This is a genomic window from Cellulomonas terrae, assembly GCF_007990265.1.
Taxonomy (GTDB): domain Bacteria; phylum Actinomycetota; class Actinomycetes; order Actinomycetales; family Cellulomonadaceae; genus Cellulomonas; species Cellulomonas terrae.
Genome location: NZ_BJWH01000025.1, coordinates 34,942 through 60,885, shown reverse-complemented (window position 1 = coordinate 60,885; position 25,944 = coordinate 34,942). Strand labels below are relative to the sequence as shown.

Annotated in this window: 29 protein-coding genes, 2 tRNA genes and 1 riboswitch; of the genes, 15 read left to right on the top strand and 16 right to left on the bottom strand. The window is 73.8% G+C overall.

The window, feature by feature from the left end:
• The coding region (locus tag CTE05_RS17865) for an AfsR/SARP family transcriptional regulator (RefSeq protein ID WP_222595511.1) at positions 1-483 on the bottom strand (483 nt) is incomplete at its 3' end.
• Positions 484-619: 136 nt separating this feature from the next.
• Here CTE05_RS17865 and CTE05_RS17860 point away from each other — a divergent pair.
• Positions 620-1,720, top strand: a complete 1,101-nt coding sequence (locus CTE05_RS17860) for a class I SAM-dependent methyltransferase (protein ID WP_146847651.1) — start codon at positions 620-622, stop codon at positions 1,718-1,720.
• A gap of 99 nt (positions 1,721-1,819) precedes the next feature.
• On the opposite strand, the gene CTE05_RS17855 is transcribed toward CTE05_RS17860, so the two are convergent.
• Positions 1,820-2,581, bottom strand: coding sequence for a class I SAM-dependent methyltransferase (locus tag CTE05_RS17855; RefSeq protein ID WP_146847650.1), 762 nt, complete (start codon positions 2,579-2,581; stop codon positions 1,820-1,822).
• A 30-nt stretch (positions 2,582-2,611) separates the two neighbouring features.
• On the opposite strand from CTE05_RS17855, the gene CTE05_RS17850 reads away from it, so the two are divergent.
• Complete coding sequence (locus CTE05_RS17850; protein ID WP_146847649.1) at positions 2,612-3,055, top strand: hypothetical protein; 444 nt, start codon at positions 2,612-2,614, stop codon at positions 3,053-3,055.
• A gap of 37 nt (positions 3,056-3,092) precedes the next feature.
• Here the strand turns inward: CTE05_RS17850 and CTE05_RS17845 are convergent, their stop codons facing one another.
• Positions 3,093-4,019 carry an ANTAR domain-containing protein gene (locus tag CTE05_RS17845; RefSeq protein ID WP_146847648.1) on the bottom strand — a complete coding sequence of 309 codons (927 nt, stop codon included), beginning with the start codon at positions 4,017-4,019 and terminating at the stop codon, positions 3,093-3,095.
• A gap of 173 nt (positions 4,020-4,192) precedes the next feature.
• Here CTE05_RS17845 and CTE05_RS17840 point away from each other — a divergent pair, with 173 nt between their 5' ends.
• The 3 genes from CTE05_RS17840 to CTE05_RS17830 are packed head-to-tail and all read left to right on the top strand — an operon-like array spanning position 4,193 to position 7,340.
• Positions 4,193-4,939 (top strand): GAF and ANTAR domain-containing protein, encoded by a 747-nt coding sequence (locus tag CTE05_RS17840; RefSeq protein ID WP_146847647.1) that lies wholly within the window; start codon positions 4,193-4,195, stop codon positions 4,937-4,939.
• Complete coding sequence (locus CTE05_RS17835; RefSeq protein ID WP_146847646.1) at positions 4,936-5,634, top strand: ANTAR domain-containing protein; 699 nt, start codon at positions 4,936-4,938, stop codon at positions 5,632-5,634. The genes CTE05_RS17840 and CTE05_RS17835 overlap by 4 nt, the downstream gene beginning before the upstream one ends.
• A 32-nt stretch (positions 5,635-5,666) precedes the next feature.
• A complete protein-coding gene (locus tag CTE05_RS17830) occupies positions 5,667-7,340 on the top strand; it encodes a cation:proton antiporter domain-containing protein (RefSeq protein WP_146847645.1) in 1,674 nt (557 codons plus the stop codon).
• Between the two features lie 10 nt (positions 7,341-7,350).
• Here CTE05_RS17830 and CTE05_RS17825 read toward each other — a convergent pair whose 3' ends face one another.
• The 3 genes from CTE05_RS17825 to CTE05_RS17815 all read right to left on the bottom strand — a co-directional run bounded on the left by CTE05_RS17825 (position 7,351) and on the right by CTE05_RS17815 (position 8,961).
• Entirely contained in the window at positions 7,351-7,581 is a 231-nt protein-coding gene (locus tag CTE05_RS17825; protein ID WP_246123735.1) for a helix-turn-helix domain-containing protein, read from the bottom strand.
• A gap of 144 nt (positions 7,582-7,725) precedes the next feature.
• Positions 7,726-8,340: an alpha/beta hydrolase family protein gene (locus CTE05_RS17820; RefSeq protein WP_186814927.1), complete on the bottom strand. Its 615-nt coding sequence runs from the start codon at positions 8,338-8,340 to the stop codon at positions 7,726-7,728.
• Between the two features lie 30 nt (positions 8,341-8,370).
• The gene (locus CTE05_RS17815) at positions 8,371-8,961 is read right to left on the bottom strand and encodes an acyl-CoA thioesterase/BAAT N-terminal domain-containing protein (protein ID WP_146847642.1); all 591 of its coding nucleotides are present in this window, start codon (positions 8,959-8,961) and stop codon (positions 8,371-8,373) included.
• Positions 8,962-9,042: 81 nt separating this feature from the next.
• Between CTE05_RS17815 and CTE05_RS17810 the strand changes: the two genes are divergently transcribed.
• Positions 9,043-9,480 (top strand): protein-tyrosine phosphatase family protein, encoded by a 438-nt coding sequence (locus CTE05_RS17810; protein WP_146847641.1) that lies wholly within the window; start codon positions 9,043-9,045, stop codon positions 9,478-9,480.
• Here CTE05_RS17810 and CTE05_RS17805 read toward each other — a convergent pair.
• Positions 9,470-10,171: a hypothetical protein gene (locus CTE05_RS17805; RefSeq protein WP_146847640.1), complete on the bottom strand. Its 702-nt coding sequence runs from the start codon at positions 10,169-10,171 to the stop codon at positions 9,470-9,472. The two genes, CTE05_RS17810 and CTE05_RS17805, sit on opposite strands and share 11 nt — an antisense overlap.
• Positions 10,168-11,547 carry an acyltransferase family protein gene (locus tag CTE05_RS17800; protein WP_146847639.1) on the bottom strand — a complete coding sequence of 460 codons (1,380 nt, stop codon included), beginning with the start codon at positions 11,545-11,547 and terminating at the stop codon, positions 10,168-10,170. The genes CTE05_RS17805 and CTE05_RS17800 overlap by 4 nt, the downstream gene beginning before the upstream one ends.
• A gap of 87 nt (positions 11,548-11,634) precedes the next feature.
• Between CTE05_RS17800 and CTE05_RS17795 the strand changes: the two genes are divergently transcribed.
• Both CTE05_RS17795 and CTE05_RS17790 read left to right on the top strand, forming a co-directional pair.
• On the top strand, positions 11,635-12,063 hold the full coding sequence (locus tag CTE05_RS17795) for an SRPBCC family protein (protein WP_146847638.1): 429 nt from the start codon (positions 11,635-11,637) through the stop codon (positions 12,061-12,063).
• A gap of 228 nt (positions 12,064-12,291) precedes the next feature.
• Complete coding sequence (locus tag CTE05_RS17790; RefSeq protein WP_146847637.1) at positions 12,292-13,668, top strand: M23 family metallopeptidase; 1,377 nt, start codon at positions 12,292-12,294, stop codon at positions 13,666-13,668.
• 3 nt (positions 13,669-13,671) lie between these two features.
• On the opposite strand, the gene CTE05_RS17785 is transcribed toward CTE05_RS17790, so the two are convergent.
• A complete protein-coding gene (locus CTE05_RS17785) occupies positions 13,672-13,941 on the bottom strand; it encodes a DUF7218 family protein (RefSeq protein WP_146847636.1) in 270 nt (89 codons plus the stop codon).
• Positions 13,942-14,130: 189 nt separating this feature from the next.
• On the opposite strand from CTE05_RS17785, the gene CTE05_RS17780 reads away from it, so the two are divergent.
• Positions 14,131-15,675 (top strand): HD-GYP domain-containing protein, encoded by a 1,545-nt coding sequence (locus CTE05_RS17780; RefSeq protein WP_146847635.1) that lies wholly within the window; start codon positions 14,131-14,133, stop codon positions 15,673-15,675.
• Positions 15,676-15,810: 135 nt separating this feature from the next.
• On the top strand, positions 15,811-16,533 hold the full coding sequence (locus CTE05_RS17775) for a hypothetical protein (protein WP_146847634.1): 723 nt from the start codon (positions 15,811-15,813) through the stop codon (positions 16,531-16,533).
• 79 nt (positions 16,534-16,612) lie between these two features.
• Here the strand turns inward: CTE05_RS17775 and CTE05_RS17770 are convergent, their stop codons facing one another.
• The 3 genes from CTE05_RS17770 to CTE05_RS17760 all read right to left on the bottom strand — a co-directional run bounded on the left by CTE05_RS17770 (position 16,613) and on the right by CTE05_RS17760 (position 18,650).
• Positions 16,613-17,857 (bottom strand): WS/DGAT domain-containing protein, encoded by a 1,245-nt coding sequence (locus tag CTE05_RS17770; RefSeq protein WP_186814926.1) that lies wholly within the window; start codon positions 17,855-17,857, stop codon positions 16,613-16,615.
• A 156-nt stretch (positions 17,858-18,013) separates the two neighbouring features.
• Positions 18,014-18,089, bottom strand: a tRNA-Asn gene (locus tag CTE05_RS17765).
• A gap of 48 nt (positions 18,090-18,137) precedes the next feature.
• On the bottom strand, positions 18,138-18,650 hold the full coding sequence (locus CTE05_RS17760; RefSeq protein ID WP_146847632.1) for a hypothetical protein: 513 nt from the start codon (positions 18,648-18,650) through the stop codon (positions 18,138-18,140).
• A gap of 63 nt (positions 18,651-18,713) precedes the next feature.
• On the opposite strand from CTE05_RS17760, the gene CTE05_RS17755 reads away from it, so the two are divergent.
• The 3 genes from CTE05_RS17755 to CTE05_RS17745 all read left to right on the top strand — a co-directional run bounded on the left by CTE05_RS17755 (position 18,714) and on the right by CTE05_RS17745 (position 20,044).
• Positions 18,714-18,790, top strand: a tRNA-Ile gene (locus CTE05_RS17755).
• A gap of 80 nt (positions 18,791-18,870) precedes the next feature.
• Positions 18,871-19,659 (top strand): DUF1206 domain-containing protein, encoded by a 789-nt coding sequence (locus CTE05_RS17750; protein ID WP_186814925.1) that lies wholly within the window; start codon positions 18,871-18,873, stop codon positions 19,657-19,659.
• A gap of 75 nt (positions 19,660-19,734) precedes the next feature.
• Positions 19,735-19,809: riboswitch (cyclic di-GMP riboswitch) on the top strand.
• 16 nt (positions 19,810-19,825) lie between these two features.
• A complete protein-coding gene (locus CTE05_RS17745; RefSeq protein WP_055913562.1) occupies positions 19,826-20,044 on the top strand; it encodes a BldC family transcriptional regulator in 219 nt (72 codons plus the stop codon).
• 67 nt (positions 20,045-20,111) lie between these two features.
• Here CTE05_RS17745 and CTE05_RS17740 read toward each other — a convergent pair whose 3' ends face one another.
• Genes CTE05_RS17740 through CTE05_RS17725 form a run of 4 tightly spaced genes read right to left on the bottom strand, consistent with a single transcriptional unit; the run spans position 20,112 to position 24,616 of the window.
• Positions 20,112-21,356, bottom strand: coding sequence for an arginine deiminase (locus tag CTE05_RS17740; protein ID WP_222595510.1), 1,245 nt, complete (start codon positions 21,354-21,356; stop codon positions 20,112-20,114).
• Positions 21,357-21,375: 19 nt separating this feature from the next.
• Positions 21,376-21,918 (bottom strand): TetR/AcrR family transcriptional regulator, encoded by a 543-nt coding sequence (locus CTE05_RS17735; RefSeq protein ID WP_146847629.1) that lies wholly within the window; start codon positions 21,916-21,918, stop codon positions 21,376-21,378.
• 13 nt (positions 21,919-21,931) lie between these two features.
• On the bottom strand, positions 21,932-23,932 hold the full coding sequence (locus tag CTE05_RS17730; protein ID WP_146847628.1) for a YhgE/Pip domain-containing protein: 2,001 nt from the start codon (positions 23,930-23,932) through the stop codon (positions 21,932-21,934).
• 9 nt (positions 23,933-23,941) lie between these two features.
• On the bottom strand, positions 23,942-24,616 hold the full coding sequence (locus CTE05_RS17725; RefSeq protein WP_146847627.1) for an AAA family ATPase: 675 nt from the start codon (positions 24,614-24,616) through the stop codon (positions 23,942-23,944).
• A 148-nt stretch (positions 24,617-24,764) separates the two neighbouring features.
• Between CTE05_RS17725 and def the strand changes: the two genes are divergently transcribed.
• The gene (def, locus tag CTE05_RS17720; protein WP_146847626.1) at positions 24,765-25,253 is read left to right on the top strand and encodes a peptide deformylase; all 489 of its coding nucleotides are present in this window, start codon (positions 24,765-24,767) and stop codon (positions 25,251-25,253) included.
• 137 nt (positions 25,254-25,390) lie between these two features.
• Complete coding sequence (locus CTE05_RS17715; protein WP_056588075.1) at positions 25,391-25,891, top strand: DUF3145 domain-containing protein; 501 nt, start codon at positions 25,391-25,393, stop codon at positions 25,889-25,891.
• Positions 25,892-25,944: the final 53 nt, after the last annotated feature.

The following is a 25,944-nucleotide window of genomic DNA, read 5'->3' as shown; positions in this document are numbered from 1 at the left end:
CCGGCTCGTGCCCGCCGTGACGGCAGCCTCGGTCGCGTCGTCACGCAGGCGCAGCCGGAGCTCGTCGAGCGCGACCTTCTCCACCGCCAGGCCGGGACAGTCGACGAACTCCGCGAGCGCGTCGCCCCGCCAGAGGCCCAGGGCGCCGGCCGCGTCGAGGTCGGCGAGCCGTCGGGCGTCGGTCACGTCGAGCCCACCGTCGCCGAGCTCGAGGACGTACCCGCCGTCGCGGTGGCGCAGCCGGTCCGCGTACGGACCGAGGTGCCGCCGCAGCCGGGACACGTGGCTCTGCACCGCCTGCGCCGCGTCCTGCGGCGGGCCGTCCGGCCACAGCTCGTCGACGAGCGCGGTGCGGCTGACCTCCCGGCCCTGTGCCATCGCCAGGATCGCCAGGACGGCCCGTCGCCTACTCCCGGGGACGTCGACCGGGACGCCGTCGACGAGCAGCCGCAGCGGACCGAGGAGCTCGACACGCAGCGCCACCAGGCCTCCTCCCGACTCCCGTCCCGGTGGCCACTGTGCCGGACCGGGCCAGGCCCGTGCCAGCGCCGTGCCAGCGGCGCCGTCCATCGTCGGTCCCGAGGCGGCACGGAGCCGTCGCACGACGAGAGGACACCCCATGACCATCGACCAGCAGACCGAGACCGACCAGGTGCTCGCCGGCGCGGAGCTCGACCTCGACCGCGTCCTGGCCTTCGCCGGGCAGATCGCGCAGAACCACGCCATCGCGAGCAACGGCGTGCTGACCTACCTCGGGGACCGGCTCGGCCTCTGGCGGACCCTGGCGTCCGTCGGGCCGGTGACCAGCACCGAGCTGGCCGAGCGCTCCGGGCTCGCGGAGCGCTACGTGCGGGAGTGGGTCTCCGCGCAGGCCGCGGCGGGCTACGTGACGTACGACGCGGCCACGCAGCGGTTCACGCTGCCCGCCGAGCACGCCGCGGTCCTCGCCGACGACGACAGCCCGGCGGCGCTCGTCGGTGCGTTCGAGATCACCGCGGGCGTGTGGGCGGGCATCGACCGGCTCGCCCACGCCTACACGACCGGCGAGGGCGTCGGCTGGCACGAGCACGACGACCGTCTGTTCAGCGGCGTCGAGCGGTTCTTCCGGCCGCTCTACGCGAGCTCCCTCGTGGACGCCTGGATCCCGGCGGTCGACGGTCTGACCGACCGCCTGACGTCGGGTGCGCGGGTGCTGGACGTCGGGTGCGGCCTCGGCTCGGCGACCCTGCTCATGGCGGAGGCGTTCCCGGGGTCGACGTTCCTCGGTGTCGACAACCACCCGGAGTCGATCCGTCGGGCGACGGCCGCGGCGCAGCGGGCGGGAGCGACCGACCGGGTGGCGTTCGCGGACGCCGCGGCGGACACCTACGAGGGCGCGTACGACGTGATCTGCATGTTCGACGCCCTGCACGACATGGGTGACCCGCTCGGTGCGCTGCGGCACGCCCGCACGGCACTGTCGGGCGACGGCGTCCTGCTCGTCGTCGAGCCGGCGGCGGCCGACCGGCTGGAGGACAACCTCCACCCGCTCGGCCTGAGCTGGTACGCGGCGAGCGCGACCATGTGCGTGCCGGGCAGCCTGTCGCAGGAGGGCGGTGCGGCCCTGGGTGCGCAGGCGGGTGCTGCGCGTCTGCTCGAGCTGTTCCGGGAGGCGGGCTTCGGCACGGCCCGCGTGGCGGCCACGACCCAGTTCAACCTGGTGATCGAGGCCCGCGGCTGAACCGTGGAGAGGGTCGCCGACCGGCCGGTCGGCGACCCTCTCCGTGTCAAGGACCGAGCAGCCCGCGCAGGACGCGGGTGCGCCGTCGGTCGAGGGTGGTCATGCGACCGACCCCCGCGCGCACCACGCCACCGCGGGGATCTCGAAGGGGGCTGCCGGGAGCAGCTCGGCGCAGCGCGCCCGCAGGGCCTCCCGCTCGGTGTCCCCGAGCGCGGCGACGTAGGCGCCTGCCGGCCCGACGCCCAGGGTGAACGTCGCCCACCACTCGTCGACGGTCTCGTACCGCGCGCCGACGGTCTCGCTCCAGGACACGACGTCCCGCAGCCCGGCCGTGCGGAACAGCTCGGCGAGGTGCCCTTCGCGCGTCCCGGGCAGGGCGGCCTCACCCGGGGCGTCCGGGTCGAGGTCGTGCGCGGCACGCCAGAACGCGTCGAGCGGCCCCCCGTTGCCGGCGTGGTCCCACACGTTCGCGGCGACCATGCCGCCGGGCCGGGTCACCCGGGCCATCTCCGTCAGCCCGGCCACCGGGTCGGACAGGAAGTGGACGACGAGCTGCGCGACCGTCAGGTCGACCGAGTCGTCGGGCAGGGGGAGCGACTCGGCGATGCCGGCCAGGACCCGCAGGCCGGGGAACCGGGCGCGCACCGCTGCGCCGAACGACTCGGACGGTTCGACGGCGCTGACCGCGTCGACGCCCAGCCGCGCCACGAGCTGCGCGGTGAGCGCTCCCGGCCCGCAGCCGACGTCGAGCGCCCGCGCACCGGCGGGGATCTCCAGCGCCGCGGCGAACGTCGCGGCGAGCGGCTCGGAGAACCGGCCCATGAACCGGAAGTACACCTCCGGGGTGACCTCGAAACCCATGCACCGACGGTAGCGCCGTAGTCTCCGGCCATGACCACCCTCCACGACGTCGGCGAACGCGACGGCTGGCGCTGCTGGCTGTGCGACGAGCCCGTCGACCCGGACGCCTCCGTCAACGCCGACCGCGGTCCGAGCATCGACGGTGGTGCCACCCCCAAGGGCAAGAAGCCGGCCCCGGGGTCCGAGCGGCTCGCGCACCGCGCCTGCAACACGAGGAAGGGAGCGGTCAAGCCCGTCGTCGCCTGGTCGCCGGACCTGTTCGTGGTCGACCCGGCGCCGATCGTCGCGACCGCCGAACGGCTCGGCCGCAAGGGTGGCCGCGAGGTGGTCGGTCGTTGCCCGACGCGCTCGGACGGCGAGGCGGCGGCGGTCTGGCTCGTGGACCGCCTCTCCCGGTTCGCCCCCGGCCTGCGCGTCGCGGCCGACGTCGAGCCGGGCGGGGGGCAGTTCCTGCTCGTGCTGCGCACCCGCTGAGGGCGGGTGCGGAGCTACCCGGTACTCCTGGTCCTGCTCAGCTGCGCGTGGCGAGCGACGACCGGTGCGCGGGATCCGGGGTCTCGGCCGCGCCGAGGCAGCCGCCGACGATCGTCAGGGTGATCCCGTGGGCGGCGCTGCGGCGCAGTGCTGCGGTGAGCACGTCGACCACGGCCGGTCCGACCCGGCCCAGCCCGCGCACGTCCACGGTGACCCGCCCGACGTCCGCCGCCCCGAGCATCGCGAACGTGATCGCGTCGGCCAGCTCGTCCCGGTTCGACAGGTCGACCACCCCGGACACCCGCAGCACCGACTCCCGGTCGCCGCGCTCGGTCCGCAGGTCGAGGTGCCGGCGGGCCGTCGGCGGGGGCGTCGGCACCGATCTCCCGCACAGCGTCTCGTCGAGCAGCTCTCTCGTCGTCGACTCCAGCCCACCGGCAGCGACAGCCACCACCCTGCCGGCAAGCTCGCGCAGGCGGGTGTTGTGCCGCTGCGAGCTCTGCTTGAGGATGCCGAACGCGGCAGCCTCGTCGACGCCGTAGGTCAGCATGAGGATGCCCTTGGCCTGGTCGATCGCCGCGTGCGACTCCAGCGCGAGCGTCAGCTCGGCGTTCACCCGCTCGGCCAGCAGCGCGGCGTGGGCCGCGGTGACGTCGACGAGGAAGCCGGTCACGTCCCGGTCGCCGTCGCCCGCGACCGCCAGGACGACGCGATGCTCGGTGCCGGACAGGTCCACGAGGCAGTAGTCGCACCCGCGAGGGTCCGGCTCGTCGACGCAGCGGTCGAGCGTCTCGGCGACCGTCGGGCGTGCATCCCGTTGGACGTGGGCCAGGAGCAGCTCACGGGTGGGGACGACCTCACCCGGCTGCATGCCGTGGATGAGGAACATCTGGTCCGACCACCACCAGCGGTCGGTGTCCGCCCCGAACCGGAAGCGGCCCACGTGCGTGCGCGTCGCCGTCATCGCAACCCCCAGAGGTGGCGCCGCGAGGAGAGCTGACCACGAGGCTCGTCCCTGAACCTCCAGGACTCGCCGCGTCGCCGTCGACGGTCGCCTCCTAGGCTATGCCCGATCCCGCCCGACAACCCCCTCCGGCTGGAGGAAGATGAGTGGATGGACCGGATCGGGGAGGGACCGTGACCAACCGCAGCACGGTCCTCGCACGGCTGGCCGGCTCGGTCGCCGCGGGCAAGCGTGACCAGCCGCTCGCCGTGCGCCTGTGCGTCGCGTGCGTCGAGATCCTCGGCGCCGACGGGGGAGCAATCACCCTCGCGTCGACGCGCCCGGAGCGCCTCACCGTCAGCACGTCGAACGGCACGTCGGCGCGGATCGAGGACCTGCAGGACGTCCTCGGCGAAGGCCCCGGCCAGGTGGCGTTCCGCGAGGGCCGGGCGGTCGTCGCTCACGTCGACGGGGCGCAGGGCGGACCGTTCCCGATGTTCACCGAGCTCGCCGGGAACATCGCCGGCCCGCTCACCGTCTGGGCCATCCCGATGCACCCCGGCGGCTCCACGATCGGGGTGATCACGCTCTACCGCGCCGGGGGTGGGCTCAGCGAGAGCCTCGACGACGCCCAGTTCCTCGCGGACGCCGTGGGGGCCGCCCTGCTCGACGACACGGCCACCACCGGCACGGTGCCCTTCGCCGCGTGGTCCGACCGCGCCCGCGTGCACCAGGCGACCGGCATGGTCGTGGCGCAGCTCGCCATCGCCCCCGAGGACGCCCTCGCCCTCCTGCGGGCCCACGCGTTCGCCGAGAACGCGACCCTCGACGAGATCGCCCGAGCCGTCGTCGACCGGTCCCTGAACTTCACGCACACGAAGCAAGGCGTCACGCACGACGGGGCTCCCCCCGACGACAGCACGGGAAACGGTGGACGATGACCGCACGGACGTCGGCGCAGGCCCTCGCGGACGTGGCGAGCGCACTGGTCGAGGATCACGAGATCACCAGTCTGCTGGCCCGCCTGGTGTCCGACTGCGCGCAGCTCCTCCCGGCCGACGCCGCTGCCTTCCTGGTCCGGACCGCCGACGGCGGGTTCGAGCTGCTGAGCGCCACCTCGCACCGCGTCGACGAGCTCGAGCTCTACCAGGCGCAGCGCACGACCGGCCCGTGCGCCGACGCGACCCGCACGGGAGGGCCGACCAGCGCGGTCGGGCGCGTCCGCATCGTCGACCGCTGGCCCGACGTCGGACAGGAGATCGTCGACGCCGGCTTCGGTTCCGTCCACGCCTACCCGATGCACTGGCGCGGGCACGCGATCGGCGGCCTCAACCTCTTCGCCGTCGCCGAGGAGGAGCTCTCCGCCGCCTCGGGGGTCCTCGCCCAGAGCTTCGCCGACTTCGCCACCCTGGCCATCGTCCAGCCGGTCGCGCTCGCGGACGACGACCTCGCCGAGCGCGTCTCCGCGGCGCTGGAGGGCAGGGCCGTCGTCGAGCAGGCCAAGGGGGTGCTCGCGTTCCAGCTGGGGCTGGACATGGCGGCCGCCTACGACGAGCTCCTCGCGCGCTCCGCGACCAACGGGACCACGCTCGCGCAGGTCGCCCGGAACGTCGTCCGCGCCGCTCAGGCAAGATAGGCCCAGACCACCGCGCCGACGAGAGGACCCTCATGGCAGCAGCGGCCCTGTATCTCGGCGCCGCTCTGCTCGGCGGGTTCATCGCGGTGCTCCTGCGCCTGCCGCCCCTCGTCGGCTTCCTCGCCGCGGGTTTCGCCCTCGGTGCCGTGGGCGCCCCGGAGCTGCCCTACCTCGAGCCGATCGCCAACTTCGGCGTCGTCCTGCTGCTGTTCGCGATCGGGCTGAAGCTCGACGTGCGCACGCTGCTGCGTCGCGAGATCTGGCTCACCACCCTCGTGCACCTGGGGATCAGCGTCGCGATCGGGGTCGGGTTCCTCGGCCTGCTCGCCGTGATCGGGTTCGGGTTCCTCGCCGCCGAGTCGTTCGGGGCGCTCGCGCTCGTCGGGTTCGCGCTGTCGTTCTCGTCGACCGTGTTCGTCGTCAAGGTCCTCGACGACCGGTCCGACACCACCTCGCTCTACGGGCGCATCGCCGTCGGTGTGCTCGTCATGCAGGACGTCGCGGCCGTCATCTTCCTGTCGATGTCCAGCGGCGAGCCGCCGAGCCCGTGGGCCCTGCTGCTCGTCCTGCTGGTCCCCGGCCGGCGGATCCTGTACCGGATCTGGGACCGCGTCGGCCACGGCGAGCTGCAGGCCCTGTTCGGGGTGTGCGTCGCGGTGGTGCTCGGGTACGGGCTGTTCGAGCTCGTCGGCATCGCGGGCGACGTCGGAGCCCTCGTCGTGGGCGTGCTCCTCGCGTCGCACCCGCAGGCGGGCGAGCTGTCGCGGTCCCTCATGACGTTCAAGGACCTGATGCTCGTGGCGTTCTTCGTGCAGATCGGCCTGCACGGCACGCCGCACGCGCTCGAGGTCGGCCTCGCCCTGCTCCTGCTCCTGCTCCTGCCGCTGCAGGTCGCGGCGTACGCGGTCGTGCTGTGGCTGATGCGCCTGCGGCGGCGCACGTCGTTCCTCGCCGCGCTGGTGCTGTCGAACTACTCCGAGTTCGGGATCATCGTCGTCGCCGTCGGCGCGAGCACCGGTCTGCTCGACGACCAGTGGGTCGTCGTGGTCTCGCTCGCCGTCGCGTTCAGCTTCGGGCTGTCGGCGGTCGTCAACCGGCGCGGGGTCGAGCTCGCCTCGCGGATGTCCCGGCTGCTCCCCGCCCGCGACAGCGACCGGCTGCACCCCGACGACCGCCTGGTCGACATCGGCGACGCGGACGCGCTCGTCCTCGGGCTCGGCCGGGTCGGCTCCGCCACGTACGCCCGTCTGCGCGACGAGTACGGGCTGTCGGTCGTCGGCGTCGAGCACGACCAGAACCGCGTCCTGTCGCTCGAGGAGGAGGGGTACGACGTCGTGCGCGCCGACGCCACCGACCTGGAGTTCTGGAACCGCGTGCAGCGCGCCGGCCGGGTCAAGATGGCCGTCCTCGCGATGCCGTTCCACAACGCGAACCTCATCGCGCTGGCCCGGCTCCAGGCTGCCGGGTTCACCGGCAAGGTCGCCGCCGTCGCGCGCTACGACGACGACGTCGCCGAGCTCGAGCGCCACGGCGCGGACGCCGTGTTCCACCTGTACGGCTCGGCCGGCTTCGCGCTCGCGGACCACGCGGCCGAGGTGCTGCTGCAGGAGCGGGCAGGTGCGCAGCCCGTACCGCACCCGCCGGCCCGGCCGGGAGACGAGCGGGACATCCTCGACCCGCTCGAGCGGCGTGCGGAGCCCGCCTAGACCTCGACCGTCAGAGGCCGTGCGCCCGCGCCCACGCGACGGCCTCGGCGCGCGTGGACACGCCGATCTTGCGGTAGGCGCTGCGCAGCTGGGTCTTCACGGTGTTGCGGGTGACCCACAGCCGTGCGGCGATGTCCTCGAGGGTGATGTCCTCGCCGAGCTCGCCCATGACGACACGCTCGCGCTGGGTCAGGGCGCTCAGGCCGACGGTGGGCGCGGGGACGGTCTGCTGGTGGGTCACGGGGTGCCTCCTGCGGTGTGACATCGGTTCAGCTGGGGAGGCCGTGCCGTCCGACGAAGGTGCCCGACGTCGGCCTCACCCGCTCTATCGGCGCGCGAACGGGTGAATATGAGCGAGATCGGCGACCAATCTTCTGCGGGCGCGCTAGTGGTCGTCGGCGGCGGACGCGAGCACGTCCGCCGTGGCGTCCCAGAAGGCCGTGCGCACCCGGTGGGTCGCCGACCGGACCTCCATGGGGTGGTCCTGGTCGAACCCCGGCACCCCGGGTGCCACCGCGACGTAGTGGCTGGCACCGTCGCCGGGCACCGCGATCGTCTGTGCCGCACCGCGACGCTTCACGATGTCGTCCATGAAGGAGCACGACGGCCAGAGCTCGTCGTCGCTGCCGCAGGCGAGCACCACCGGACCGGCGATCGCCGCCACGTCGACGGCCGACGCGTCGGGCGGCTCGACGTCGCTCGCTCGCACGCACGCGGGGCTCAGCGGCTGCCCGCCGAGGGTCCACGCCGGGACGGAGTCGTCCGGGTACCCGCACACGAGGTGCCCCGACCCGACCGGCGCGAAGGTCCCGGCGACGAGCTCCGGGTGCTGCGCCGCGAGCCACAGCGCGAGCTCGCCGCCGCGCGAGACACCGAAGGTGAAGAGTGCGTCGGTGTCGACCTCGGCCTGCCCGCGCAGCCACGCGAGGGCGGCGAGCACGGGCTCGACCGGCACGTTCTCGAGCTCCGCGGGCTGGCCGGGCTCGTCGAAGTACGCCACCGCGAGCGCCGGGTACCCGAGGCCCGCGATTCAGCGCGCGGTCGTCGTCGCCGACTCCAGGCCACCTTCCGACCCGCCGAGCACCAGAGCCGCCGGGAGCGGCGGACCCTCGCTGTCCGCGGGCAGCGCGTACGCGCCGACGAACCCGCCGTCCCTCACCGGGCGCGTCTCGACGCCCGGTGCCGTCCCGGGCCGGTCGACCGTGAGCTGAGCGAGGTCCGTGCCCGACGTGCCGGTCACGGTGAGGTCGACGACGTAGGGCTCGTCGAAGATCGACAGCGAGGGGCGCCGGGTGCTCCCGGTCATCGACCAGAACGGTCCCATCGAGTCCGCCGTCGACCATGACCCGCTGGTCGGCGCCGTCGTGGACAGGTCGATCGTGCCGTCGGCGTCCGCGACGAGGTCGGCCTCGGAGACGAACCGCACGTCGTCGACGAGCGTGGTCGCGCTGAGGGTGACCGCCGCTCCCGGCGACAGGCCCGTCACGCGGAGCGCGACCGGAGCGAACGCGCCGTCGACGGGCGTCGCGATGATCTCGGGCCGGTCGCCGCTGCAGGCGGTGAGCACGAGGACGGCCGCGGTCAGCAGGGCGCCGGCGAGCAGGTGGCGAGGCGTGCGCATGTCCGTATCCAACCGCTGCACCGACCACGGCAGATCAGCCGTGCGGGGGAGAGGAGGGCGGGCCGGCGAGAGGATGTCCGGGTGAGCGTCTGGAGCACGCACGTCGAAGGTGTCGTCACCCTGCCCGACGGTCGCCGCGTGCGTGGCCGGGGGTTGAGCGCCGGTCCTCCGCACGGCGACGAGCTGCCGGAGTACGGCGTCTACCTGACGGCGACACCACCCCCCGAGATGGGGTGGGAGTCGCACTGGGTCTGCTGGCCCGACTTCCGGCTCCCGCGGTCGTCGGCGGACGCGATCGCCGCCCTGGAGGCGGCGTACGAACGCGCGGCGTCGACGAGGGTGGAGGTCGCCTGCGACGGGGGCACCGGACGGACGGGGACGGCGATCGCCCTCCTCGCCCGGTTCGCGGGCGTCCCGGGCGACGAGGCGGTCGGCTGGGTGCGGGAGCATTACCGTCCGAGAGCGGTCGAGACGCCGTGGCAACGCCGCTTCGCCGCCCGTGCTGCCCTCAGCCGCTGACCGGGGCGTCCCGCTCGGTCGGCGACATGGCGGCGCGTGCTGCGTGACCCACCGTGGGCGCCAGGACGACGAGCGCGACGGCCGCCAGCACGTGCCAGACGCCGTGCCCCTGCCAGAGCGACGTCGGGTCGCACCAGGGCCAGCCCTCCCGCGACATCGTCCCGGCCGCGGCACCCACCGCGAGCAGCCCGAGGGCCCAGGCGGTGCGCCGCCGCAGCTCGGGGAACGCGCGGGCCCGCACGACGGTCAGGAGCACCGCGACGGCGGCGACGACGCCCTGCGCGAAGTCCCCCGGGCGCGGGGCGAGCACGACGAGCGGGACCAGCGCGATCGCGGGCGCCGCCCACCACCACCACGCCCGGCTCCGACCGCCGAGGTCCGCCACCGCGTCGGCGCCGAGGAAGGTCAGGGTGGCCAGCAGCGGAAGGTCGTGGGCGACGTCGGACCACCCCGGGTCGGGTCCGTGCTCGAGGAGGGAACCGATCCCGACACCCGCCACCAGCGCGGCGAACGGGAGGACGCGTCCGACGGACCCCGTCTTCCGGGCCTGCAGGACGATGACCAGGGCGCCGACGACGAACGCCAGGCTGGTCCACGCGGCCACGGGTTCGGCCCACGGTCCGTCGGTCACGCGCTCGCACTGCTGGTCGGTGGGGACGGAGCTCAGCAGCCACAGGACGGTGTCGATCACGGGCCGGGCTCCGGCGTCGCGCCCGACCGCCGTCGGCCGGTCAGGAGCGCGAGCCCGAGGGCGACGAGCAGCAGCTCGCCCACCGGCACCCCGGCGATCGTCGGCAGCAGCCCTCCGGGCCCGCCGACGCCGAGCCCCGCGAGGCCGGCCAGGCACGCGACGACCCCCGTGCCGACCACCACCGGGGTCGGCTCGGTGCGGCTGACGGGTGGCACGCGGCGCTCCCAGCGCGCGGTCACCGCGACGATCCCGACGAGCATGACCGCGAGGATCGCGATCCACGGCACCCGCCAGGCGAACCACGCGGCGGAGCCGACCTCGCGCTGCTCGAGCACCCCTGTCGCCACCAGCGTGGTGCCGGCGATCACGACGGGGACCATGTGCCACAGGTACACCGTCAGCACGACGGCATTGACGGCCACGACGCCGAGCCACAGCCGAGGACGCCGCAGCGCCCTGTCCGCCGCGGGCCGCAGGAGGAGCACCACGCCGGTCTGCGCGCACGCGAGCGCCAGCAGGGCGAGGGTCGGTGGCGCCGTGTTCTCCAGCTCCGGTGGCCGGGCGCCGCCCACCATGGTGACGGCGTAGGGACCCCACCCGGTCAGCACGACGAGCGCTGCCAGCCCGCCGCCGGTCAGGGCGTAGGCCGGCCAGCGGGCTCGGGTCAGAGCGCCCCGGTACCAGGCCACCCCGAGCTGGTGGATCGCTGCCCACGCCGCGAGGTAGCTCGCCCCCGCCGCCGCCGCGTGGCCGGACAGGATCCGGGCGGCGTCCCCCGCTGCGACGACGCCGACGAGGACGAGGACGCTGCCGAGGCCCCACCTGCGGTCCGCGGCGAGGAGCAGGGGTGCCAGGCTCACCACCGCGAGGTAGACCACCAGGAACCACAGCGAGATCGCGGCCGCCCAGACCGCCGTGCGGGCGACCCGGACGTCGGCTCCGAGCAGGATCGCAGCCCCGTAGCCGCCGACGAGCACGGTGAGGAAGGCCGCGGCCGGCCGGAGCAGACGTAGTGCCCGGCTCCGGACCCAGGCGGCAGCGCTCACGCCCCTGCTGCGGTGCGAGGACCAGGACGCGGCGTTGGCGTACCCCCCGACGAGGAACACCACGGGCATGACCTGGAACAGCCACGTCCACGGGTGGGTCCAGGGGAGGGTCGTGAGGACGTTGGTCCACCCCAGGCTCCCGCGCTCGACGGTGACCGCCGAGACCGTCCAGTGGCCGAGGACCACCACGACGATCGCGACGGCCCGGAGCAGGTCGACGTAACGGTCCCGGTGCGCGGGCGTGGCTGCGTCGACCTCGGCCGCGCGCGACGACACGCCGGTCGTCCGGCTCGGCCAGGATCCCGGCTCGTGGTCGTCGGTGTGGGGCACCGGCCCTCCTCTGCCCGGCCGTCCTCTCTCCCCGAGGCTAGTGCGCGCCGCGGCGGGCGAGCCTGACCTCGTCCCTAGACTCGGCGCATGCCCGGCCTGCAGCACTCGGTCACCATCGCTGCCCCTCCCGCGCGGGTGTGGGCGGTGCTCGTCGACGTCGAGCGGTGGCCCGAGCGGATCCCGACGGTCGACGCCGTGGAGCGGCTGGACGCCGGACCGCTGGCCGTCGGCTCCCGGACCCGGGTGCAGCAGCCCCGGCTGCCCGAGGCGGTGTGGACGGTCACCGGGCTCGTCGACGGGGTGTCGTTCACCTGGGAGTCGAGCTCGCCCGGCGTCACGGTCACCGCCAGCCACGTCGTCGAGCCGCACGCAGCGGGGAGCAGCCTGACCCTCGCCCTGACCGTGTCCGGACCGATGTCGGGGGTCGGCTGGCTGATGACGCGGTCGCTCACGCGCCGGTACGTCGAGACCGAGGCCGCCTCGATCTCGGCGGTCGCCGAGACCGCCGGCGCGTGAGGAAGCCCCCGCCGAGGGGGGTGAACCCGGGCCGCGGTCGCGTGTCAGGACCGTCCGTCGGGGCGACCCGCACGTAACCTGCCCCAGGCCGCGCCTGCCTCCTGTCCCCGAACCCGGCCGCACCCCATGTCGACACCCCCTCGCGGTAGACGGTCCCGGTCCCGGGCCTCCTCCGGCGTGCCCGGGCGTCGACTGCGACACCGGGCAGGTGCCGTCCTCCTCGCCGGGGTGATCGCCCTGACGGGTACCGCCGAGGCCGGCTTCGCGGACGGCATCGACGACCGCCGTGCCGAGGCCGAACGGCGCAGCGGCGCGGCCGACCGTCGTGCCGAGGAGCTGGAGGCGTCGATCGAGGGTCTCAGCGTCGAGCTGAGCCGGGCCGCGCTGGACCTGCAGGCCACCCAGGCGCGGTTGCCGGCGGCGCAGGCCGAGCTCGAGGACGCTCGCGCGGCGCTCGAGGCGTCCCAGCGCGAGGCGGCCATCGTCGCCGGCCGGCTCCAGGACGCGACCGACCTGCGAGGGAGCCTCGTCGCGACCATCGCCGAGGACCGTGCCGACGAGAAGGCGCTGCGTGCCGCGGTGGGCGCCATGGCCCGGGAGGCGTACCGGGGCGCACCCGGCGTCTCCGCCATGGACGTGATGCTCGACGCCGAGGACGCGACCGACTTCCTCGACAACGCCCGGCTCGTCGACGCGGCGCTGCGCAGCCAGGCACGCGTCCTGGACGAGCTGCGCCAGGTCGAGGCGAACAACCGCAACAGCGAGACCCGCCTGGGCGCCGTGACGGACCGCGTCGCCGAGCTCAAGGAGCAGGCCGAGGCGAACGTCGTCGCCGCCGACGAAGCTCGTCGGGTCGCTCAGGCGCGCGAGGACGAGATCACCCGGCTCATCGCCGACCAGAGTGCCAAGCAGGACGCGATCGCCTCGCTCAAGGGGCAGGCCGAGGCCGAGCAGGCGGAGGTCGACGCCGAGCGGGCCGTCATCGAACGTGAGCTCGTCGCGATCATCGCCGAGCAACGAGCAGCACGGGAGGCGGCCGAGGCAGCGGCACGGGCCGCCGAGGCGGCTGCACGCGCGGCCGCCGAGGCCGCTGCGCGTGCCGCCGCGGAAGCAGCCGGACGGGAGCCCCCACCGCCCCCTCCACCCCCGCCGCCCGTGCAGCCTCCGTCGGGGTCGGGGTCGGGGTCGGGGTCCGGGGCCCTGTTCTCCAACCCCACCGCGACCACCCCGATGTACGTGACCTCGGAGTACGGCATGCGGTTGCACCCGATCCTGGGCTACGTGCGCCTGCACGCCGGGATCGACCTGCGCACCGGGTGCAACAACCCCCTGTACGCGCCGCGGGACGCGACGGTGCTCTGGTCGCAGTGGCGCAACGGGTTCGGCAACCAGGTCATGCTCGACTACGGCACGGTCGGCGGGGACTCGGTCATGAGCAGCTCCAACCACCTCACCCGGTCGGTCGTCCGGGCAGGGCAGTCCGTGACCCGGGGGCAGCTCATCGGGTACTCCGGCAACACCGGCCTGTCCGGTGCGTGCCACCTGCACTTCGAGGTCTACGTGAACGGCTCGCCCGTGAACCCGCGGCCCCTGCTGGGTCGCTGACCCTCAGTGGTTCCGCAGGGCGCGGACCAGCTCGGACTTCGTCATCGACGACCTGCCCTCGATGCCGATCTCCGCAGCGCGCTTGCGCAGCCTGGCGACCGTCCAGTCGTCGTACGAGCCGGACTCGCCGCCCTTGGCCGCGACCTTCTCGCGGCTCGACGCCGCCGCGGCGTTGGCGATCCGCGCCGACTTCTCCTTGCTGTTGCCCTCGTCGCGCAGCTCCTCGTAGAGGTGCTTGTCCTTGACGCTGGGTCCAGGGTCCCGTCCCGGCATGGTGGTCTCCGATCCGCACTCCGCCGTCGATCGCGACTGCGCCCGCTGCTGGACTCCCGTCGAGCGTAGGCAGGAGCGCCGGCTCGCGCGCGCGCACGGGAGTCGACCGCCGGGGGTCGCCCGTGCGGATGACGGCGCGTCACACGGTCGCCCTATCAAGGTGGAGGTGCGCGACGTCGATGCAGAGACGTGGCCTCCGGTCCGACGCAGAACTACGACGATGTCAGCCTCAGCGTGTGGAAGGGCCACCCGATCCTTGCCGGGGTCGTCCGCGTGCTGATCGCCGTCGTCCCCGTCGTGCTGTCCGTGGGGCTGGGCCTCGCCGCGGTGCACTGGTTCCCGCCGCGACGTCTCGGCGTCAACCCGTGGGTCTGGCTGCTGGCCGAGCTCGTCTGCGTGACGGTGGTGCTGGTCGTGGCCACCCGGGCCGTGCGCACGCTGCTCCCGCTGACGACGCTGCTGCGACTGACGCTGTACTTCCCCGACCGCGCTCCGTCGCGGCTCACCGTCGCCATGAACCACTACTCGCCGCACGTGCTGCACGCGCGTGCGGACCGTGTCAGCCGCGGGCGGGGGGTGCCTCCGGACGGCGAGCATGCGGCGGAGATCCTGCGCCTCGTCGCGTCCATCAGCGATCACGACCCGCTCACCCGCGGCCACTCCGAGCGTGTCCAGGCCTACTCGGCACTGATCGGCACCGAGCTGGGCCTCTCCGCGCAGGACGCCGCCAAGCTCAGCTGGGCGGCGCTCCTGCACGACGTCGGCAAGCTGCGCGTCCCCGCGGGCGTCCTGAGCAAGCCGGGTGAGCCCACGGCGGGTGAGTGGAGCGTCCTGGCGGGCCACCCGCAGGCAGGGATGGAGATCGCCGCGCCTCTGCGCGAGTGGCTCGGACCGTGGCTCGACGTGATCGGTCAGCACCATGAGCGGTGGGACGGCGCCGGCTACCCCGCGGGGCTCGCCGGGACCGAGATCAGTCTCGGCGCCCGCATCGTCGCGGTCGCCGACGCCTACGACGTGATCACCTCGGCGCGCTCGTACAAGAAGCCCCTGCCCGCAGCCGCCGCGCGCGCCGAGCTGGCGCGGTGTGCCGGTGAGCAGTTCGACCCGCAGGTGGTCCGCGCCTTCCTCGAGATCGGGCTCGGCAACCTCCGCCGCGTCGCCGGACCTCTGGGCGTGCTCTCCGCGCTGCCCGGTCTGCCGTTCCCCTTGGCCGACCTGCCCGCCACCGTGCAGCGGCTGAGCAGCGCAGGTGCTCTGCAGGGCGCGGGAGCGATCGGCCTCGTCCTGTCGCTCACGTCCGCGGGCGCCCTGGCAGGCGGAGCCGGCTCGCCAGCGGTGCCCCCGTCGGCGCCGGCCGACCAGTCCCAGGGCACCGTGCCTCGACCCGAGGCGGACCCGGGCACCTCGGCGGTCCCTGTCGTCGTGCCGACGTCGACGCCGGACCCGGCCGACGAGCCCGTGGCCGCGGCACCGGACCCGCCCGGCGAACCCGTGGACACGGCGCCGGACCCGGTCGGTGAGCCCGTGGCCCCGGCGCCGGCCGGCTCCGGCGCACCGAAGCCGGCCCCCGACCCGCCTGCAGCCCTCCCGGCCCTGCCGACCGCTGCGGCGCCGTCGCCCGACGGTGCCGACGGGGTGAACAGCAAGGGGACGGGGAGCACGAACGGTGGCGTCGGAGCGGACCGCACGAAGGGGGCCGAGGGCAACCGAGGGAACGGCGCGACGAACGGGTGACGGAGCCGGCCGCGGACTGGATCGGCTGGCCGGGCGTGTCGTCCAGCACGTGGCTCACGACGTCACGGGCGCCTCTTGCCGCGAGCGCCGGGGCGACGGAGACTGAGCGGATCCTTCCGGTCGGAGGTGTTCGACGTGCACGACGACTCGACGTTCCCGGACGTTCTCCCGATGCTCGCCGTCGGGCGTCATCGGGACCCCCGCGACGGCGGCTGTCTCATGGAGTGGGTGAGCGTGCTCGCCGGTGAGCGTTGGAGCGACCATCCCGCGTGCACCCATCCTCTGCTCGCCCACCTCGCCCGCTCGGTCAACGACCGCGTGAGCGACGCGTCCCGGCATGCGCTCCTGGACCTGGCCCCGTTGCTCGCCGGTGCTCGGAGCGGCGTTCCGTCGTGGTCGCTGGAGATCGCCGTGGTCACCGTGCGGCACGCCCTGCGGCGGGCGGGGGCGCTCGACGGGCGCGAGCTCGCTGTCGCCCTGATGACGCTCGACCGGTTGCTCGCGCCGCCGGACGGGCGCGAGCCGGCCGAGATGCGTGCTGCGACCGCCGAGGCGCTCGCGACCGTCCCGACGGCCGCCGCGTGGGCCGAGGACTTCACGCGGGCGATGGGCCCGCCGCGGCACGTCCGGGGCCTGACGCGCGGGATCGTGGACGCCTCGGTCACGACCGTCTCCGCGTCGTCCGACGCGGACGACGCGCTGGTCTCGATGCTCACCGACGCTGTCCTCACCTACCAGGAGCTGACCGTCGGCGGTGCGGTGGCGAGCGATCGCTCTCGGGGGACGACGCCTGAGCGGCTCCATGGCACACCCCGTGGCACGGGCCCTGCCCTGTCAGTGGCGGCCGCTCAGGGCTGACCCTGGACCGGCGACTCCGTGAAGCACACCGCGCTCCGTGGGCAGTCCCATCGCCCGCGCGGACCTCCCGCATCGTCGGTCAACCCGGCAGTCGGCTCGCCTTCGGGGCCCGGTCGACGCCCGGCGGTGCCGCGGCCAGGGCCGCGATCCCGTCGAGCCCGGCGCGGAGGTCCCGGGCCAGCGCGTCCGCGAGGTCGGCCGACTCGGGCGAGCACACGACAGCGACATCGAGTCGACCGCCGAGCGACACCGCCACGGCGCAGGTCGTCACGTTGCCGACGGGAGGGACCAACGGGACCGTCCCCACGAGGGGCGCGCCGAGCATCCGCACGGGCGCTTCCGGTCCGGGTGCGTGGGTCACCACCGTGCTGATGAGCCGTTGGCGGTGCAGGACGACCGGCAGCAGGCCGAGCCGTGCCGCGACGCAGACGCCGAAGGGTGCGAGCGGCCACGTCCACGGGCGGATGCGGCTCTTGGCACGGCGCGTCCGCGCGGCGAGTGCTGCCAGCGCCTCTGCGGGGTCACCGTCCCCCTTCGGGACCGCGATGCGCAGCGCGCCGACGTGATTGCCGAACCCGGACCCCTGCACGGTCACCGGGACGGAGATGACGATCCTCTCTCCGGGTCCGGCGCGGGCGAGGTCTGCACGCCCGAAGGCCCGTGCCCATGCCCACAGCAGCGCGTCGTTGACGGTCGCCCCGCAGGTCCGCGCCCCCGCACGTACAGCGGCTCGATCCACCGTGACGGAGACGGCGGTGACGCCACCCGTGACCGGTCGCAGCAGCGGGCTACGACCGGCGCGGCCGTTGTGCGCGAGAGCGTCGCCGGCCCGCACCGAGCCGCGGCGGACGGACGGCCGTGCGGTGCCGATCGGAGCGTCGGAGAGGGCATCGAGGAGCAGGCCGAGCAGGCTCGGGCCGTTGCCCAGCACGTGGTGGCTGGTCCACACGAGCGCCGACCGCGCGTCGTCGCCGATGTCGAGCACGGTGAGCCGCCACGCCGGGCGGTCTTCCGGGAGCGGTCGCACGAGGTCCTCGACGGCGACCGTGACCGGGTCGGCGCCCGGCAGCGTGCGGTGGACGACCTGCAGGCTGAGTTCGACCGTCCCGACCTTCCACGTCGGCGCCCCGAACGGTCCGCGCGGCCGGTGCACCCGGGCCGTGAGGCGAGGCTGGGACTCGACAGCGCGCTCGAGGCGACGGCGCACGTCGACGACGTCGGGCGCCGGTCCGCCGAGCACCAGCAGCACCGTGATGTGCCGCGGGTTGGGGCCGACGTCCGTTGCGAGCTCCGCCCGGTCGAAGACCGTCAGCCGATCCACCACAGGGGCAGTCTGGACGGTCCTGGTTCGCCCGGGGCAGAGCCGAAGGTCCTGCCGACCGCCCTGCATCGCTCGCCTGGGCGCCGGACACCCGACTGAGTGGCCGCGGGAACGAGAAAGGCCCCCGCCTGCGTCTCCGCTGGTCAGAGGCCTGTCTGCTGGCTCCCTCGACTGGACTCGAACCAGTAACCGTCCGATTAACAGTCGGATGCTCTGCCAATTGAGCTACGAGGGATCGTGCGGGAAGAAACTCTAGCAGCCGTGAACGGGTGCCCCGGACACGTCAGCGAGGCAGTCCGACGGCGTCGCGGACCTCGTCCTCGGCGGCGTCCACGACGGCTGCGACGGCAGGATCGGACAGGTCGATCGACGCATCCCCGAGGACCTGCGTGAACATCGTCCCGACCTCGTCGCGCCGCAGGACGACCCGGGCGCGCTGACCACGGGGGAGTGTGACGGACACCGCATGCACCACGGACTGCTGCACGCGCTCACGGAACGTCTGCGAGAACGCGAACGACCCGGGCACCTCGGCGAAGGTCAGCCGCTCCGACTCTCCCCACACCCAGCGCAGCGACATCGTGCGCGTCGCCGGGTCGAGGGAACCGTGGTCGACGTCGGACCACGGGTGCCGGACGACCGGACCCTCCGGGGGGACGAGGTGCAGGGCACGTCGGGACGCGACCGCCCACCGTCCGTCGGACAGCTCGGTGCTCACCAGGACCGTGTCGCCCGGGCGCAGGTCGAGCCGGGTCCGGTCGGTCGCGGGCAGTCGATGACGGGAGAACAGGGCCACCACCTCACGGTACCCGCGTGGGGGCCGTGGCCGACTCACGCTCGGTAAGGTGTGCGGTGCTTCGGGGCAGTAGCTCAGCCGGTCAGAGCAGCGGACTCATAATCCGTCGGTCGTGGGTTCAAGCCCCACCTGCCCCACCACCTCGTCGTCTCTCCGGTCGCCGGAAGGGCCCGCTGCTGCCACGATCGGCGCCGGGGGGTCGAGACGAGGAGACGACGCGGTGACGACGAGCGGTACGGCGAATGCACAGAGGTCCTGGGAGCTGGCGGCGCGGGCCGGGTACGCGGTCAGCGGGGTCCTCCACATCCTGATCGGTGTCCTGGCCCTGCGGGTGGCCTTCGGGAGCGGCGGTGAGCAGGCGGACCAGTCCGGTGCGCTGAGCACGATCTCCAGCACCCCGTTCGGTGCCCTGGTGCTGTGGTTCTCGGTGGTCGCGTTCCTCGCGCTCGGTGCGTGGCAGGTGGCGAAGGCGATCCACGGGGGCTTCGGCTCGAACGACACGGGGGAGCGCGCGAAGGCCGTCGGGCGTGCGGCCGTCTACATCGCGCTCGCGTTCGCGGCCCTGAGCTTCGCGCGCGGGGGCGGTTCCGACGCGTCGACGCAGACCGCGGACATGACGGCGAGGCTGATGGCGGCACCGTTCGGCCGGCTGCTGGTCGGCGCGGTCGGTCTCGCGATCATCGGCGTCGGCGTCTACCACGTCTACAAGGGGTGGAAGAAGAAGTTCCTGGAGGACCTCCAGCGCCTCCCGTCGGGGACGGCAGGACCTGCGGTCCGCCGGCTCGGGATGCTCGGCTACGTGGCCAAGGGCGTGGCGCTCGGCATCGTCGGTGTGCTCTTCGTCACGGCCGCGGTGACCGCGGACCCGTCGAGGTCGACGGGTCTGGACGGTGCCCTGCACACCCTGCGGGACCAGCCCGCCGGCGTCCTGCTGCTGGTCATCGTCGCTCTGGGGTTCGTCGCCTACGGTGTGTACTCGTTCGTCCGTGCCCGATATGGCCGCATCTAAATCACCCGTTTGCGCGCGAATCGTGCGGCCCAGGTTGTTGCACAGGCGTCCAGATACGGGCATAGTTCTCTTTGTCAGCGACAACGGCAAACCCGCTGCAAGGCGGGGACGCAAAGCCACGGGGCCTACAGGGCCAGCCGAGCTACCGAACGACAGGAGAACCATCATGGCTGTTACCACCACGGACGCCCCCCTCTCGCAGGGTGCACTGCTCACGCCGGGCGAGGTCGCCGTTCTGTTCCGCGTCGACCCGAAGACGGTCACCCGCTGGGCCCAGGCCGGCAAGCTCTCCGCCGTCCGCACCCTCGGCGGCCACCGCCGTTTCCACGAGTCCGAGGTGCGTTCGCTCCTCACCGGCGTTCCCACGCAGCGCACGGCGGAGTGAATTCACTCTCCACAGCACCCAAGAAAGCCCTCCGAGCTCATTGAGCACGGAGGGCTTTCTGCATTCCTCACAGGTCGATCGGGTCGCGGCTGATCGGGCACGTCATGCAGTGCCCGCCCCCGCGTCCGCGGCCCAGCTCCGCGCCGCGGATCTCCAGGACCTCGACGCCCGCGGCCCTGAGCAGGGCGTTGGTCGTGGTGTTGCGGTCGTACGTGAACACGACGCCCGGCTCGACGGCGACCGCGTTGTTGCCGGAGTCCCACTGCTGGCGTTCGGACGCGTACGCGTCACCGCCGGTCTCGATCACGCGCAGCCCGGGGAGCCCCAGGGCTGTGGCGACCACGTCGACGAACGGGGTCGTGCCTTCGTCGGTGAGGTGCACGCGGCCGTGGTCGGCGGGGCGCAGGGTGAACGAGTGGATCGCGTCGACGATCTTCGGGTAGAGCGTCACCACGTCCCTGTCAGCGAACGTGAAGACCGTGTCGAGGTGCATGGCCGCGCGCAGCCGGGGCATCCCGGCGACGACGACGCGGTCGGCGGCACCCTGCGCGAACAGCGCCGCCGCCAGCTGGGTGATGCCCTGCCGGGACGTCCTCTCGCTCATCCCGACCAGCACCGTCCCGTTCCCGATGGGCATGACGTCGCCGCCCTCCACGGTCGAGCGACCCCAGTGCTGCTCGGGATCACCCCACCAGACCGTCGAGCCGACGAACGCCGGGTGGAACCGGTAGACGGCCTTCATCAGGAGCGTCTCGTCCTGACGGGCCGAGAAGTAGAGCGGGTTGAGGGTGATGCCTCCGTACAGCCAGCAGGTGGTGTCTCGGGTGTAGAGCGTGTTGGGCAGCGGGGGCATGACGTACTCGCGGGCGTCGGGGGAGTACTCGGCGAGCGCGAAGTGGTCGTCGTCGAAGCCACCGGTGATGTCGACGGTCGCCAGGCCGCCGATGAGGAACTCGGCGAGCTGCCGCGGGTCGAGCCGTTCGAGGAACTCCCGGGTGTCGTCGATCAGCTCCAGTCCGACGTCCTCCGGCACGATCTTGCGGTCCAGCAGCCAGTCGCGGGCGCCGGGCACCGCCATCGTCTCGGCGAGCACGTCGTGGAGCTCGAGCACCTCGACGTCGCGCGTCCGTAGCTCGGCCACGAACGCACGGTGGTCGCTGATCGCGTTGTCGACCCAGAGGACGTCGTCGAACAGGAGATCGGCGGCGTTGGTCGGGGTCAGCCGCCGGTGCGCGAGCCCGGGCTCGCAGACCAGCACGCGGCGCAGGCGTCCCACCTCGGAGTGCACTCCGTTCGGTGCGTCCATGGGCATCTCGGCGGCTCCGGTCGGCTCAGTGCACGGTGGCGAGCACGGCTGCTCTCACGTCGTCCAGCGTGCGCGACGGCTGGAAGACCAGCCACTCGAGCCCGGCCAGGAGCGTGGCGCCGAACAGGGCGGCGGCCGTCAGGGACGGGTCGCGGTCCGGCCAGGTCTCGGCGACGACAGCGGCGAACGCTCCCATCGACTCGTCGCGGACCAGCCGGATGGAGTCCTGCCAGCTGCGGCCCGTCCGGAACGTCTCGGCGACCATGAGCTTCGCGAAGTCGGGGTGCGCCCGGATCTGGGTGAGCAGCTCGGTGACCAGCGCCTCGAGCGCCTCTCGGCCGTGCAGGCCGTCGGTGGCGGTGCGCAGCGCAACGGTGAGCCGCGCGACGCCCTCGGTGATGATCGCCTCGAACAGTCCCGACTTGGAGCCGAAGTTGTAGAAGACGCTGCCCTTGGCCACACCGGCGGCCGAGGCGATGTCGTCGACGGACGTGGCCGTGAACCCCCGGTCGGCGACGAGGGAGAGCGCGGCCTCGACGATGTGGTCACGGGTCGCGGTCGCGCGCATGCTCGCCAGCCTCTCAGATGCTCAGGGCGGGATGCAGTCGCGGTACGGTCCACGTCCGCAGGCGCCCCGCCTTCCAGGCGGTGACGGCCAGCGAGACGGCGGCGACTCCGAGCAGGTACACCACCGCGGTCCAGAGCCGGGCGTCGGGCGTCCCCGTGATCAGGCTGCGCAGGCCGCCCACCGCGTACGTCATCGGCAGCACGTGGTGGACCGCCTGGAAGAACGCCGGCGTCGTCTCCACGGGGTAGGTCCCGCTGGCCGACGTGATCTGCAGCATCAGCAGGGCGATCGTCGCCACCTTGCCCGCCGCCGAGCCGAGCACCGACAGGAGCATCTGCTGGAGCGCCAGGAAGCTCGCGGCGACGAGGAGGAGGAACGCGACGGTGCCGACGGGGTGCCCGATGCTCAGACCCAGCCCGAGGCCGACGACGCCGAGCAGCAGCGCCACCTGACCTGCGCCGATGACCAGCGACGGCAGGTACCCGGCGAGCGCGACCCGCCACCCCGACGCGGGCGTCGCGAGCGCGCGGGTGGGCAGGGGTCGCAGGAGCAGCCACGTGATGAGGCCGCCGACGAACAGGGCGAGCGGGAGGAACAGCGGGGCGAAACCCTCGCCCAGGCTCGCGGCCGGGGCGACGTCCTCGTCGTCGATCGCCACCGGCGTGGCCAGCGTGTCCGCACGAGCCGTCCGCTGCTCGTCGCTGTCGTCGGGGATCCGCGTCGCACCGTCGGTCAGACCTCCCGCGAGCTCGTCGGCGCCGCCGCCGAGCCGGCTGGTCCCGTCGGCCACCTGGGCCGCACCGTCGGCGAGCGTCGCCGTGCCCGTCGCGAGGGACGCCGATCCCGCTGCGAGGCTGTCGGCACCGGCCGCGGTCCGCTCGGAGCCGGAGGCGAGCGCGGACGCGCCGGACGCCACGGCGGCGGACGAGTCGGCGAGCGTCCCGAGCCCGTCGCTCAGCGTCTGCGCGCCCGCCGCGGCCTGCGCGGCACCGGAGTCCAGCGCGTGGAGCTGGTCGGTCATCGCCGTGACCGTGGTCGCGTCCGGCAGGTGCGACCCGTCGAGCCCCGCGAGGAGGGCGGCCGCGTCCGCGTCGCCGGCGGCGGCGCGCGCAGCGAGGTAGGCATCGACCTGGGTGAGCCCGTCGACGAGCGCGGGGAGCCGCCCGGCGACGGCGTCGACCTGCTGGGTCGCGGTGTGGACCCCGTCGGCGACCGCCTGCGTGCCGGAGGCCAGGTTCCCGCTCGCGTCGGCGGCCGTGCGCGCGCCGACGGACAGCTGCGCGGCGCCGGACGACAGCCGGTCGGCGCCGCCCGCGACCTGCCGGACCCCGTCGTCGAGCGTCGCCGCTCCCGCGGCCAGCCGTGCGGCGCCGTCGCGGACACCGTCGGCGCCGTCGGCCACCTGTCGCGCGCCGTCGCCCACCTGCTGTGCCGCGTCGCGCAGGGAGACGGCCCCGTCGGCGGCCTGCAGCATGCCGTCACGCGCCGACCCGAGGCCGACCAGCACCTGGTCGACGGCCTGCGCGCCGGCCGTCGCGGCGACCCCGTCGCGCACGTGGTCCATCGCCGACCGCCCGAGCGTGGTGCCGATGAACGAGTTCGCGTCGTTGTAGGTGACGTCGATCTGTGCGGGCGTCGGCGCGTCGCCGCCCGCCGAGACGAGGTCCGCCGAGAAGTCGGCGGGGATGGTCACCGCGAAGTAGTAGTCGCCGTCACGCACGCCGGCGGCCGCGTCCGCGGCGTCCGTGACCACCCAGTCGAGCGCCGCGCCGTGGGTGAGCTCGTCGGTCAGGTCCTGGCCCGCTGTGACCCGGCTCCCGTCACGGTCGGCGCCGGTGTCGGCGTTCACCAGCGCGACGGGCACGGCGTCCAGGTGACCGGTCGGGTCCCAGAACGCCCAGAGGTACAGGGCGCCGTACAGGAGCGGGACCAGCAGCATCGCGGCGACAGCGAGCCGGGGGAGTCGGCCGCGGCCGAACCGTCGCAGCTCGGTGCCGGAGGTGAGGGAGAGCATGTCGAACCTTCAGAGGGTGGGGGCGGAGACGGGCAGGACGGTCCAGCGGGTGCCGACGGCCTCGTCGGGGTCGGCGCAGGACGCGACGACGGTGACGCCGGAGCCGGCGAGCGCGTCGAGCCGGTCCCAGACGATCCGGCGACGGGCGCGGTCGTGCACCTGGTCGACGTCGTCGACGACGAGCAGCCGGGGTCGTTGGGCCATGGCCAGGGCGATCCGCAGCAGGAGGGCGTCGACCTCGTCGAGGTGCCAGACCACCGTCTGGGCGGCGGGGAGGGGGAGGTCGCCGAAGACGGGACCCAGCACGCGGTCGACGGTCCCCTGGTCGGCGCGGGGCGCCCGCCGGTACCAGGGCGCGAGCCACGCGAGCCGCTCCCGCACGTGGTCACCGACGGTCACCGAGTCGTCGAGCTCGTCGATCCCCGTGAAGCCGGCGAGCGCGGTCTCGCGCTGCGCGAGCGCGCGCTGCGCCGGCAGCCGGTGACCGAGGACGAGGAGGTCGGACGCCGGGTCCGGCACCATGCGGCCCGCCAGGGCGAGCAGCAGGCTGGTGCGACCCGTGCCCTGCGGCCCTTGCACGAGCGTGAGGGTGCCAGGGGCGATCTCCAGGTCGACGGGTCCGAACACCGGTCCGCGGTCGCCGTGCAGCTGGAGGCCGCGTGCTGTGACGGCTGAGGTGGACATGACGACTCCTTAGACTGACTGGTCAGTACAAATTCTACGCCCGGCCGCTCGTCTCACCGCTGTCGCCCTCGTCACACACGCCGCCGCAGCGGCCCGCCCGGACGCGTCCTCGCCTCGCCGACCGGCCCGTCGTGCGAGGATCTTCGGCATGGCCATGCGAGAGATCCGGACCGTCGGGGACCCCGTCCTGCGCACCCCGTGCGACCCGATCACGACGATCGACGACCGCGTCCGCGGTCTCGTCGACGACCTGCTCGAGACCGTCGACACCGAGGGGCGCGCCGGCCTGGCAGCGAACCAGATCGGCGTCAGCCTGCGGGCGTTCTCCTGGAACATCGACGACGAGGTCGGCTACGTCCTCAACCCGGTGATCGTCGAGCTGTCCGAGGACGAGTACCAGGACGGCGACGAGGGGTGCCTGTCGGTCCCGGGTCTCTGGTTCCCGACCCACCGGTCCTGGTACGCGCGGGTCGTCGGCACGGACCTGGACGGCAAGGAGGTCGTCGTCGAGGGCGTCGAGCTCATGGCGCGCTGCCTCCAGCACGAGGTCGACCACCTCGACGGCATGCTCTACCTCGACCGCCTGGAGCGGTCCGTGCGCAAGAAGGCCATGCGCGCCATCCGCGACACGCTGTAGTTCGCTGGCGTCGTCGGCCGACGTCCGGCATGCTGTCCCCAGCACGCCGCGAAGCTGTCCGTCCGGCATGCGTGCTCCTGAGAACGTGACTGAGGTCGTTGGGGAAGGCGAACCTCGAGCCCGTTCAGGAGGACGACATGGCTGGTGCGATCACCCGCGGTGTACTTTTCGTGCACTCTGCACCGCGCGCGCTGTGCCCCCACGTGGAGTGGGCGGCAGGCAACGTGCTGGGCTCACGCACCACGTTCGACTGGACGGCGCAGCCGGCCGGTCCGGGGTTCTACCGCGCCGAGTACTCGTGGCAGGGCGCGCAGGGCACGGGCGCGCGGCTGGCATCCGCGCTGCGTGGCTGGGCCCACCTGCGCTACGAGATCACCGAGGAAGCCAGCCACGGCGTCGACGGGTCCCGCTGGAGCCACACGCCGGAGCTGGGGATCTTCCACGCCGCGACCGACGTGCACGGCAACATCGTCGTGCCGGAGGACCGCATCCGAGCCGCTCTCGAGCACGCCGCCGACCCGCTCCGGCTGCGCACGGAGCTCGACCTCGCGCTCGGTCAGGCGTGGGACGACGAGCTCGAGCCGTTCCGCTACGCCGGTGCGGGCGCCCCGGTCCGCTGGCTGCACCGTGTCGGCTGACGTGCCTGCTTAATCGCTTCGCTCGTCCCCTGGACGTTCACAGCGTGCGCCCA

Excerpts from the sequence above, each read along its gene's own strand:
- CTE05_RS17745 (WP_055913562.1), top strand. The coding sequence starts at position 19,826 with ATGGCTGTTACCACCACGGACGCCCCCCTCTCGCAGGGTGCACTGCTC.
- CTE05_RS17835 (WP_146847646.1), top strand. The coding sequence starts at position 4,936 with ATGACCGCACGGACGTCGGCGCAGGCCCTCGCGGACGTGGCGAGCGCA.
- CTE05_RS17730 (WP_146847628.1), bottom strand. The coding sequence starts at position 23,932 with ATGCTCTCCCTCACCTCCGGCACCGAGCTGCGACGGTTCGGCCGCGGC.
- CTE05_RS17855 (WP_146847650.1), bottom strand. The coding sequence starts at position 2,581 with ATGGGTTTCGAGGTCACCCCGGAGGTGTACTTCCGGTTCATGGGCCGG.
- def (WP_146847626.1), top strand. The coding sequence starts at position 24,765 with ATGGCCATGCGAGAGATCCGGACCGTCGGGGACCCCGTCCTGCGCACC.
- CTE05_RS17860 (WP_146847651.1), top strand. The coding sequence starts at position 620 with ATGACCATCGACCAGCAGACCGAGACCGACCAGGTGCTCGCCGGCGCG.
- CTE05_RS17740 (WP_222595510.1), bottom strand. The coding sequence starts at position 21,356 with ATGCCCATGGACGCACCGAACGGAGTGCACTCCGAGGTGGGACGCCTG.
- CTE05_RS17845 (WP_146847648.1), bottom strand. The coding sequence starts at position 4,019 with ATGACGGCGACGCGCACGCACGTGGGCCGCTTCCGGTTCGGGGCGGAC.
- CTE05_RS17815 (WP_146847642.1), bottom strand. The coding sequence starts at position 8,961 with ATGCGCACGCCTCGCCACCTGCTCGCCGGCGCCCTGCTGACCGCGGCC.
- CTE05_RS17850 (WP_146847649.1), top strand. The coding sequence starts at position 2,612 with ATGACCACCCTCCACGACGTCGGCGAACGCGACGGCTGGCGCTGCTGG.
- CTE05_RS17785 (WP_146847636.1), bottom strand. The coding sequence starts at position 13,941 with ATGCCGGGACGGGACCCTGGACCCAGCGTCAAGGACAAGCACCTCTAC.
- CTE05_RS17725 (WP_146847627.1), bottom strand. The coding sequence starts at position 24,616 with ATGTCCACCTCAGCCGTCACAGCACGCGGCCTCCAGCTGCACGGCGAC.
- CTE05_RS17735 (WP_146847629.1), bottom strand. The coding sequence starts at position 21,918 with ATGCGCGCGACCGCGACCCGTGACCACATCGTCGAGGCCGCGCTCTCC.
- CTE05_RS17795 (WP_146847638.1), top strand. The coding sequence starts at position 11,635 with ATGCCCGGCCTGCAGCACTCGGTCACCATCGCTGCCCCTCCCGCGCGG.
- CTE05_RS17715 (WP_056588075.1), top strand. The coding sequence starts at position 25,391 with ATGGCTGGTGCGATCACCCGCGGTGTACTTTTCGTGCACTCTGCACCG.
- CTE05_RS17830 (WP_146847645.1), top strand. The coding sequence starts at position 5,667 with ATGGCAGCAGCGGCCCTGTATCTCGGCGCCGCTCTGCTCGGCGGGTTC.